Here is a 9,549-nt window from a genome sequence, read left to right on the forward strand (position 1 = left end):
AGCACCGTGAGCTGATGGGCCGCCAAGCGCTGCAGGTCGAGGTGGATGCGCATCGCGTAACGGCGCTCGCCGCCGAACAGCACCTGGGCGACGCCCGGCACGGTCGAGAGCTGGTCGACCAGCACCCGGTCGGCAAGATCGGAGAGGGCGAGTCGGTCCAGCTCATCGCTGGTGAGCGTGACCCACATGACGACCTGGGCCTGCAGCGATTGTTGGCTGATCTCGGGGTCCTCGGCCTCGTCGGGCAGATCGTTGCGCACGGTCGAGATGCGATCGCGCACGTCGGCGGCGGCAAGATCGAGATCGCGGTTGAGTGAGAACTCGACCTCGATGCGCGCGCGCCCATCCCGAGAGCTGGCGCGGATCTGGCGCACGCCATCGATGCCGCTCACCGCTTTCTCGATCGGCTCGGTGATCTCGCGCTCGACCACCTCGGCGGCAGCGCCGGGGTAGGTCACGGTCGCGGTGATGGTGGGATCATCGACATCCGGGTACTCGCGCACCGGTAGATTGAGCACGGCGGCGAGTCCGATGACGATGACCAGCAGCGAGACGACGGTCGCGACCACCGGTCGGGTGACGGCGAGGGTGGTGAGCTTCATGGGCTGTCACCCTGAGTCGCTTGTTCCAAGCCGGCCGGAGCACCGGCGGATGAATCGGACGAGGAACCGGGCGATGGATGGGCCGGCTCGGTATGCTCATCTGGCTTGCGCTTGCTGGCTGGTGATTGCGTGCTTTGCCGCTGCGGGTCATCTTTGATCTGAACCGCGATGCCATCGCGCAGACGCTGCAGGCCCGCGACGACCACTCGCTCATCGGCGCTGACGCCGCGGGTGATCTCGACCCAGCCGTCTCGACGGATGCCAGTCTGCACCGGCTGCCGGCGGACGCGCGCCTGGCTGTCGGCGTCCTGGGAGTCGAGGACAAACAGGTGATTCGTCGGTCCCTGTGCGATCACCGCGGCCTCTGGTACGCGCAGGATCTCGCGGCGGTCGGTGACCAGCTCGGCGGTCATGAACAGGCCCGGCTTGAGCCGGTGATCGGCATTGTCGAAGGTGGCTTCGAGTGTCAGGGTGCGGGTGTTCTCGGCAACCTCAGGCGCGACGAAGGTGACCCGGCCCTCGAAGCGCTGTTGCGGGTAGGCCGGCGTGGTGGCGATGACCTGCTGTCCGGTCTCGATCTTCGCCAGCGCGTTGCCGGGCACGTCGAGCAACAGGTCCAAGGGCGCGGTGCGGCTCAGTGACGCGATGGCCATGCCGGGCTCGAGCAGGGCGCCGGGGCTGATGAGCCGGCGGCCGATCAGCCCGTCGAAGGGGGCCTCGATGATCCGGTCGGCGAGGTCCTCGCTACTGACGCGCCATGCCGCGCGCGCCTCGCTGGCGGCTGCGCGCGCCTCCTCGAGTTCGGTCTCGGAGACGAAGGCATCGGCATCGAGTGTCTCAAGCCGATCCAATTGCCGTGCCGTCTGCGCGACGCGTGCGGCGGCTTCCTGCACCGCCGCCTGTGCGCGTTTGCGCTCGAGCAGGACCAGCGCCTGATGCTTGCTGACCTCGCTGCCTTCTTCGAAGTGCACCGCCTCGACGCGTCCGCGTGAGCGGGCGGTGAGGGTTACGGTCTCGGCCGCTTTGAGGGTGCCAGTTGCTTGCAGGCGCACTTGGATCTCGGCCCGCTCAACGGGGGCGACCTCGATCAACGGTGGCGGTCGGCCTTGGTCGGTCGGCGCCGGCGACTCGATCAACGCGAGTAGGGCCTCTCGGTTCCACCAGCCAAGGGCCAGGATGACCGCGAGGAAGAGGCCCAGCAGGATGAGCAAGCCCACCTTTGAATGTCGCATCTCGGTCTCCTCTGCTGGCCATTCGTCGATAGCATCTCTGGCTGCCGCAACTTGTGTGCCTGTCTGCGATCGGCGCTCGCAGGTGATTCGCAACCTGCCAGCAACGGGGGGCAAGCTGCCCATGGTTCGTTGGCAAGGTCCCCATCACCGAGACCCGATGGGTCATTTCAACCGGCTTATGGTTGATATCAGCCGATTGGGCAGGCAGGATGGGCGCCCATCGCGCTCAGCGAGGCGCTGTTGCTCAGTGCGCGAGTACGGCACTGAAGTTGCTTATTGACCGGGACATCTGCATTGACCGGGAGCTTCTTGATGACATTGATCAACGCTATGCGCACCGACTTTCCAGTGGTCGATCCGGACAGTACCTTGACTGCCGCGGCGAGCCGATTCGGTGAGACTGGATTCTGTAGTCTGGCGGTGGTTGATCAAGGTCGCTTGATCGGTGTCCTCGACTCGCTGGATGTCGCTGCGCGGGCCGTCAACGGGGAGCTTGATCCCACACGCGCGCTCGTCCGTCACCTCATGCGCGGCGAGCCGGTCAGCTGTGGCCCCGAGACTCCTCTCGACGACGCGCGGCGTTTGATGCTATCCAAGCGCGTGAATACGCTCTTTGTGGTCGAGTCGGGGCCACGCCTGGTCGGTGTCATTGACCTGATCGGGCTGCTGAAAGCGGCTGAAGCCGCGTCCAGCGCCGGTCCCGAGTTGGACTGGAATCAGCGCGTCCGCGGTGAGGCTTGATCGATGATGGGCCATGGCGACCAAGCGCCAAGGCGACGGTGCGGCATGCATAAGGTTTAACTGATGGCTGATTCCCTGTTGATCCTGGAAGACGAAGACGCCCTCGCCCAGGAGTTCCAACGCCATTTTTCCGGCAAGGGTTGGGATGTGGAGGTCGCTGGCCGGTTGTCGAGCGCCCGAGATATCCTGACCAGCCGCAAGCTCGAGCCCTTGGTGATCCTGGCCGACATGAGTCTGCCGGATGGCAATGCGCTCGATCTGATGGAAACCCTGCGCGCGCAGAAGATCCCCGGCGAATGGATCCTGCTGACCGGCTATGGCAGCGTTCCGGACTCGGTGCGCGCCCTGCACCTCGGCGCCTATGACTTCCTCGAGAAGCCCTGTCCGCTGTCACGGCTCGAACTCGTTGTTGCCGGCGCCCGCCGCAGCGCCCTGGCCCAGCGCCGCCTGCACACCCAGACCCGCGACGGGCGCCGTCGCTATGCGCCAAGCGCCTATCTTGGCGGCAGCAAGACCACCGAGGAGACGCGCCGCTTGATCGCGCGGCTCGCCGAGGTGCCATTCAGCGCGCTGATCATCGGCGGCGAGACCGGCACCGGTAAAGGCCTGGTGGCGCGCATTCTCCATCACGGTGGTCCGCGCGCCGAGGGTCCCATGATCGAGGTCAACTGCGCCGCCTTGCCGCGCGAGCTGCTCGAATCCGAACTCTTCGGTCACGAGGCCGGCGCCTTCACCGGCGCCAAGGGCCGCCATCGCGGCTATCTGGAACAGGCGCACGAAGGCACCCTGTTCCTCGATGAGATTGCCGAGATGGAGCTCGATCTGCAGACCAAGCTCTTGAGCGTGCTCGAGGACCGGCGTCTGCGCCGGCTCGGCGGCGAGCGCCTGATCGAGGTCGATGTGCAGATCATCGCCGCCAGTAATCAGCGTCTCGAGGAGCGCGTGCGCAGCGGCGATTTTCGCAGCGACCTGTTCCATCGTCTCTCGGTGTTCCGCCTCGACCTGCCACCACTGCGCGAGCGCCTCGAGGATCTCGAACAACTGGTGCCGGTGTTGATCGACGAATACAACGCCCGCTCTGGCCGCCAAGTGCGCGAGGTGCCACCGACAGTCTACGAGCAGATGCGCAGCTACCACTGGCCGGGCAATGTGCGCGAGCTGCGTAATGTCGTCGAGCGCGCCGTACTGCTGGCGCGCGACAGCGTCCTCCCCATTGAGTGGCTGCAGCTTGGTCAAGGGGTGGCTGCCGCGCCCGGCAGCGGGCCGAGCATCAAGGGCGATCGGCTGATGATCCCGCTTGATGGCAGTCTGTCGCTCGATGAGATGGACCGCTACATCATCCGCACCGCGCTTGAGCGCAGCGGTTACAACGTCACCGCCGCCGCCCGCGCGCTCGGCACCACCCGCGAGACGCTGCGCTATCGAATCCAGAAATATGGCTTGTCGAGCGAGGGGGCGGAGGCGCCGACGGGAGGCGACGACGGCGGTCGCTGACTGAACAGGTCACGGCGGGATGCTTGGTGTGAGCGCTCGTCTCGAGCGCCAGGGTGACCGGTCGTTCTCAGCGTCGCTGGCGCTCGGCCTGCTGAATGGCGTGCGCGGCATTCACCAGCCCGATATGACTGAAGGCCTGCGGTACGTTGCCCAAGCGTTCGGTGACGTCCGCGGCGACCTGCTCGGAGAGGGGCCCGACATCGTTGATGCAGCTGGCAGCGCGCTCAAGGATGTGCATTGAACGCATCAAGCTCAAGTCAGCTCGCCCGAGATCTCGAGCTGGTTGTCCACGGCGCGCACATGCGGCACGAACCAGCACAGCGATTCGGCGAGCTGCCTCATTTCATTATCGCTGACCGTGCCGATGAGGGTCGCTTCGCCGAGCTTGACGTCAATGTGGATCGGTTGATCGCCAAGCCGTGGATGCTCGCGCATCAGCGTTGTCGCGGCGTCGGCGACGGCTTGCTCCGGATGCGCATTCAACGGCTGATAGCGGATCAGGTTGCGCACGTCACGGCAGGCCCCGGTTTCCCAGGCCACGCCTTCGGCCAGCGCCGCGAGCGAGAGTTCAGGCACCCATCCACCCAGGTGGATGATGCTGGCGCTGGCGATCACCCCGATCCAGGGCTGCGCGCGCGCGGGCGGTCGCTCACCGGAGTCGATGACGCGGACCGCCTGTAAGGGCGGCTCAGCGCGCAGGGTGCGACGCACCTCGGCGGCGAGGCTGTCATCCGACTCCCGGATCGCCGGCTCGAGCAAGACATCGTCCTCCACCGCCGCGCTCGCCAGCACTTCGCGCGCCAGTCGAGTGGCTTTGCGCCGCGCGGGGATCGAGGACACCTCGCCAACCACACGCCAGGGGTTCGCCGCCTCGGTCGTTTGCGGGATCAGATGCAGACGGTCGGCCTGCTCGCCAATGTCTGGGTCGTCTTGCCAGGCCTTGCGCACGGCGTCGACCTGTTCAATGTGATGGGTCATCAGAGAGAGCCTCGGTTGGGTTGCAAACAGTCTTCATGTGTCGACGGTCCCCGTTCACGAGCACAGCGCATTCCGGACGCAGGTGGACCTGTGCTCGCCGACGCCTTCGTGCTGTCCGACTTGTCCATTGAGGAGGCGTGTTCAGCCTCACGGTCCTTGATGCATGTCTGATGCCACGCAGATGTCACGAGCGGAGTGAATCGCTGTCAGATCGGGCGTGCCCAGGCATCCTCAGCGGCCTAGTGTGCTGTGGTCAGATTCCCATCGCTGCCGTGGGTTTACTCCAAGGCGTCAACGGCGTCGTTCTTGGTTGAAATACCCCCGCGCTTGGTTGAAATGCCCCGCGCTTGGTTAACATGCCCCAACTGCACAGGGAGCCAAGCGCTTGCAGGCGATGAACGCCGGATGAGGGCCAAGGTGGGAAGAAGGCATGGTCGTTGCATTGAGCGTCATACCCTTTCAATGCACTGAGGAGACTGATTATGAGTACAGGGTTAGCACGCATCGCCATCCTTCCCATCGCCTTCGCCATCGCCATGAGCGGCATCGGCCTGGCTGTCAGCGCAGACGCCGCGATGAGCGACGACGAGGTCCCGCTGGATCAAGGTACCTACCGCGGCACGCCTTGGATCAGTGGTGGTGTCGGAGCGTCCGCGCGCGAAGCGCTGATGAACGAGGCTGACGAGTACAACCTGAAGCTCGAATTCGCCGTCGCCGAGGGCAACTATCTGGCCGATGTCGCGGTGAGCATCAACACGCTCGATGATGTGCCCGTGCTGCGGGCCTTTTCTCCCGGTCCCTGGCTGATGATCAAGCTGCCCGCCGGTCGCTATCAGGTGGATGTCAACGGGTTCGAGAGGACCTTCGTGCAAGAGGTCACTGTGCCTGCCCAAGGCCTGGAGACGGTGATCTTCAACGGCTGGACCAAGGCCGGTGTGGCTGAAGCGACGCCTGGCCCGAGCTATTGATGCTGTGCGCCTGCATCGGCGTCCCTGAGCAGGCGCCGATAAGCCAGGGTTGCAACCCGTGAGCGAGCAGTGAGCCCGGAGCAGTTGTCGCTCCCCCTGACGGTGTTGCTGTTTGCCGGTGGCACGCTGGTGATTGCACTGGCCGGCTCGCGGCTGGCCGCGATCGCCGACCGTCTGTCCGATCTCACCGGTCTCGGCGAGGCGGTGTTCGGCGCTGTGCTGTTGGGGGCGACGACCTCGCTACCGGGGAGCGTGGTGTCGATCACCACCGCGCTGGCCGGCCGTGCGGATCTGGCGGTGGGCAATGCGGTCGGCGGGATCGCGGCCCAGACCGCGTTCCTTGTCGTCGCCGACTGGGTCTACCGCGACGCGAACCTCGAGCACGCAGCGGCCTCGCTCACCAACCTGATCAATGGGGCCTTGCTCTGCGCTTTGCTCGCACTGCCGTTACTGGCCGCGACGGCGCCCGAGATCGCGTTCTTCGGCGTGCATCCGGTCTCGGTCTTGGTTCTCGTGCTCTACGTCTTCGGCCTTCAGCTCGCCGCGGCGACCACCAAGGCCCCCGGCTGGACACCGGTGCAGACCGACGACACGCGCGAGGACATCCCGGCTGAAGCCCAGCGCAGTGCGCAGGGCGTTTGGCGGATCTGGATGCGTTTCCTGCTGTTAGCAGCCGTCGTTGCTGTGGCCGGCTGGGTGGTTGGCGTCAGCGGGATTGCGCTGGTGCGCCACACCGGGCTCTCGGAGACCCTGGTCGGCAGCCTGTTCACGGCGGTGGCCACCTCGTTGCCAGAACTGGTGACAACGATCGCGGCCGTACGCCAAGGGGCCTTGACCCTGGCCGTTGGCGGCATTATTGGCGGCAACACCTTCGATGTGCTGTTCCTCGTGTTCGCGGATATGGCCTATCGTGAGGGCTCGCTCTACCACGCGATCAGTGAACAGCCGCTGTTCATCATCAGTCTGACCCTGCTGCTGACCGCCATACTATTGTTGGGTCTGATCCGCCGCGAGCGCAGCGGTGTCGCCAACATCGGTTTCGAGAGCGCGGCCGTGCTGGTGTTCTACCTTGCCGGGCTGGCGACACTGGTGCGCTGGTGAGGGGTGGATAGCCGATGCCGATCGCTTAACGCGAGCCTGTGGTGCGCAGCATCCAACAGCCGATCAAAGCGCCGGCTGGAATGGTCACCCAGCCAAAGAGCGCAAGGCTAAACAGGCTGAAGATGAGCGCTCCAATGATTCCCTGCAACGGATTCATGGACGGCTCACCCGGAGAGGCTCCGCCGGTGAGCCAGGTGCCCTCAATCCAGGCAGCCAGGATGAAGAGCCACCAGCAGACAGAATGAGCTATCATCAAAATGCATGGATACATTCCGCGCCTCGGCGAGCAAGCGCTGGCCCTGCTTGGGCCGCGTCAATGTGGCACCTGATTAGCAAGCTTCTTCAGCCAGACGAAGCCAGCGCTCAGGACGCGGCCCGGTGGTTGTCGCCGCCAGCAGCAGACGGCTATGAATCGTCTCCAGATGGAAGCGTCGGTTGAAGCGATAGGCGAAGGTGCCGAGATAGCGAGCACGATACTTCTCGAAGTCAAAGGCATGGTAGGCGCCACCGAAACTGCTCTTGAGATGGCCCAAGAGCGTGTTGACCCAGCTGAACGCAGGCAAGTCCTTCGGTTTGCGCGTGCCAACGACGATGACATGATGCGTACACTCGGCATCGGTGACCCCGGCGAAGCAGGCCAAGCCATCGGAGGTCACATCGCAACCGGGAGCCAGATCGCGGCGCGCCCACGCGGCCATCGCCTTGCGGGTGAAGCCAGCAACAGCGGCCATTTTGGTGTAGAGCGGGTGTCCTTCGGGGCTCAAGGACACCGCCGCGACGAAGGGGACTTTGTTCTCCGAGCCCGCGCCCGGGCGTGCCGCCGGTGAGTTCTCCGCCGAGATACACATCGTCGACTTGGACGTCACCACTGAGCGTATAGGCGCTGTCGCGCTCGGTCATGGCCTGCATCAGCTTGTGCTGGAATCAGCCAGGCGGTGGGATAGCTCACGCCCAGCAGCCGTTTCAGGGCCAGTGCTGACAGGCCGGTCTTGGCCTGACTGATCAGATAGATCGCCAGAAACCACACCGTCAGCGCCAAGTGGGTGCTCTGAAACAGGGTGTCGGCGATCAACGAGGTCTGTGTCCGACAGGCCCGGCACTGAAAGGTCTTGTGGGCGCCGACATGAAGGATGTAGGCCTGCGAATGGTCGCACTTGGGGCAACGAAATCCCTCGGGCCAGCGCAACCGTTCGAGCTCAGCCTCGCAGAGCGCCTCGGTGCCGAACTGCGCGGTGAACCTCGGCAACGACAATCCAGGCTGAAATTGAATGCGGTTCATCGGCATGACGAGATCCTTCGAGCAAGCGGGAGTCGCCCCACTATGCGCCTTTCCGTGGCGAAAAAGGGGCTTGGCTGAAGAGGCTTGCTAATCAGGATGTGGCAATTTGACCCTGGCTCGCCAATGGCTAGGCGATGCGCCTGCCGTCTCCCTCGATCTCCAGGATTGTGCCGATCGCGCCAAGCTCAACGAGCCTGAGCTGTTCTTCGATCACCACCGCGACGCCTTGATCTGTCTCGACGAGATCCAGTCGTTGCACGAATGCTTCTCCGCCCTGCGCTCCGAGATCGACCGCGATCGCAGAGCCGGGCGCATCACCCACGTCGAGTTCACCCCCTTCCTGCTCCTGGAGTTTGCGACCGTCGCCGACTGGAAGCAGCTCTGGGTCCGCGGTGGCTTTCCCAGCAGCCTGCTGGCCACTGATGACTTGAACAGTCTCGACTGACGCCACGCGAGGGCTTCGGCGCCTTGGAGAGCTTGATCTCAAACACCCGGCGTTGGCCACCACGCTCGAGCAGCAGATCGATTTCGGCGCAGTTGCCGGTGCGCAAAAAGGAGGGACGCCAGCGCGGCAGCGCATTGACCAATTGCTCGATAACGAAGGCCTCCCAGGACTCGCCGACTTGCGTGTTGGCCAAGAGTTGATCGAAGTCTTCAATCTCCAGCAGTGCATGCAAGACCCCGGTATCGCGCAGATAGAGCTTGGGCGAGCGCACCAACCGTTTCTTCAGGTTGGTCTCAAACGGCAGCAGCAGCCGGATCATGTACGTCTGCTCAAGCAGTGCCAGGTAGCGTTTGAGGGGCGGGACACTCAGGTCCATCGCCCCAGCCAACTTGCTGTCGTGGATGACCTGGCCGTTGTAGTGGGCGAGCAGACGCCACAATCGCTCCATCACCGGTGCCGAGACGTTGAAGCCGAGCGACGGGATGCCCCGCTCGAGGAAGGTGCGGATGAAATCCTCCCGCCTATCAGCTCATCAAGGATATCAAGCCCGACAGCGCGACGGTCATCGCGCCCATCGACGAGCCCTTCGCGTCCAGTGCCGGCGTTTGGGCCATGGACCCGGGCTCGGCGATCGCAAGCTGGCGATGATGCTGAGCGCCTGGCGACCTGAGATCGGTCACCAAGACTGCTGCGCGACCGAGGCTACCAA

Annotated in this window: 12 protein-coding genes and 1 pseudogene; 4 read left to right on the plus strand and 9 right to left on the minus strand. The window is 64.5% G+C overall.

Annotated elements, in window-relative coordinates; all coding sequences use genetic code 11:
* Together VBE63_RS21570 and VBE63_RS21575 are read right to left on the minus strand one after the other, a co-directional pair.
* On the minus strand, positions 1–602 hold a 602-nt coding region (locus VBE63_RS21570), incomplete at its 3' end, for an efflux RND transporter permease subunit (RefSeq protein ID WP_323685081.1).
* A complete protein-coding gene (locus tag VBE63_RS21575) occupies positions 599–1,834 on the minus strand; it encodes an efflux RND transporter periplasmic adaptor subunit (protein WP_323685082.1) in 1,236 nt (411 codons plus the stop codon). The genes VBE63_RS21575 and VBE63_RS21570, both read right to left, overlap by 4 nt.
* A gap of 312 nt (positions 1,835–2,146) precedes the next feature.
* Here VBE63_RS21575 and VBE63_RS21580 point away from each other — a divergent pair, with 312 nt between their 5' ends.
* Complete coding sequence (locus VBE63_RS21580) at positions 2,147–2,575, plus strand: CBS domain-containing protein (protein WP_323685083.1); 429 nt, start codon at positions 2,147–2,149, stop codon at positions 2,573–2,575.
* Between the two features lie 63 nt (positions 2,576–2,638).
* Positions 2,639–4,069 (plus strand): sigma-54 dependent transcriptional regulator, encoded by a 1,431-nt coding sequence (locus VBE63_RS21585; RefSeq protein ID WP_323685084.1) that lies wholly within the window; start codon positions 2,639–2,641, stop codon positions 4,067–4,069.
* 67 nt (positions 4,070–4,136) lie between these two features.
* On the opposite strand, the gene VBE63_RS21590 is transcribed toward VBE63_RS21585, so the two are convergent.
* Both VBE63_RS21590 and VBE63_RS21595 read right to left on the minus strand, forming a co-directional pair.
* Positions 4,137–4,307, minus strand: a complete 171-nt coding sequence (locus VBE63_RS21590) for a hypothetical protein (protein WP_323685085.1) — start codon at positions 4,305–4,307, stop codon at positions 4,137–4,139.
* 14 nt (positions 4,308–4,321) lie between these two features.
* Entirely contained in the window at positions 4,322–5,047 is a 726-nt protein-coding gene (locus tag VBE63_RS21595) for a BON domain-containing protein (protein ID WP_323685086.1), read from the minus strand.
* A 482-nt stretch (positions 5,048–5,529) separates the two neighbouring features.
* Here VBE63_RS21595 and VBE63_RS21600 point away from each other — a divergent pair, with 482 nt between their 5' ends.
* Positions 5,530–6,015 (plus strand): hypothetical protein, encoded by a 486-nt coding sequence (locus VBE63_RS21600; protein ID WP_323685087.1) that lies wholly within the window; start codon positions 5,530–5,532, stop codon positions 6,013–6,015.
* Positions 6,016–6,099: 84 nt separating this feature from the next.
* A complete protein-coding gene (locus VBE63_RS21605; protein ID WP_323685088.1) occupies positions 6,100–7,116 on the plus strand; it encodes a sodium:calcium antiporter in 1,017 nt (338 codons plus the stop codon).
* 25 nt (positions 7,117–7,141) lie between these two features.
* On the opposite strand, the gene VBE63_RS21610 is transcribed toward VBE63_RS21605, so the two are convergent.
* From VBE63_RS21610 to VBE63_RS21630, 5 genes and pseudogenes are all read right to left on the minus strand, one after another.
* The gene (locus tag VBE63_RS21610; protein ID WP_323685089.1) at positions 7,142–7,369 is read right to left on the minus strand and encodes a hypothetical protein; all 228 of its coding nucleotides are present in this window, start codon (positions 7,367–7,369) and stop codon (positions 7,142–7,144) included.
* 76 nt (positions 7,370–7,445) lie between these two features.
* A pseudogene (locus VBE63_RS21615) lies at positions 7,446–8,401 on the minus strand (IS1595 family transposase).
* A 121-nt stretch (positions 8,402–8,522) separates the two neighbouring features.
* Positions 8,523–8,654 (minus strand): hypothetical protein, encoded by a 132-nt coding sequence (locus VBE63_RS21620; protein WP_323685090.1) that lies wholly within the window; start codon positions 8,652–8,654, stop codon positions 8,523–8,525.
* A gap of 70 nt (positions 8,655–8,724) precedes the next feature.
* Positions 8,725–9,348: a DUF4143 domain-containing protein gene (locus VBE63_RS21625; protein ID WP_416274622.1), complete on the minus strand. Its 624-nt coding sequence runs from the start codon at positions 9,346–9,348 to the stop codon at positions 8,725–8,727.
* Between the two features lie 16 nt (positions 9,349–9,364).
* A partial coding sequence (locus tag VBE63_RS21630) for a hypothetical protein (RefSeq protein ID WP_323685092.1) occupies positions 9,365–9,549 on the minus strand: 185 nt, incomplete at its 5' end.

The sequence above is a fragment of the Lamprobacter sp. genome (assembly GCF_034860625.1).
GTDB lineage: Bacteria > Pseudomonadota > Gammaproteobacteria > Chromatiales > Chromatiaceae > Lamprobacter.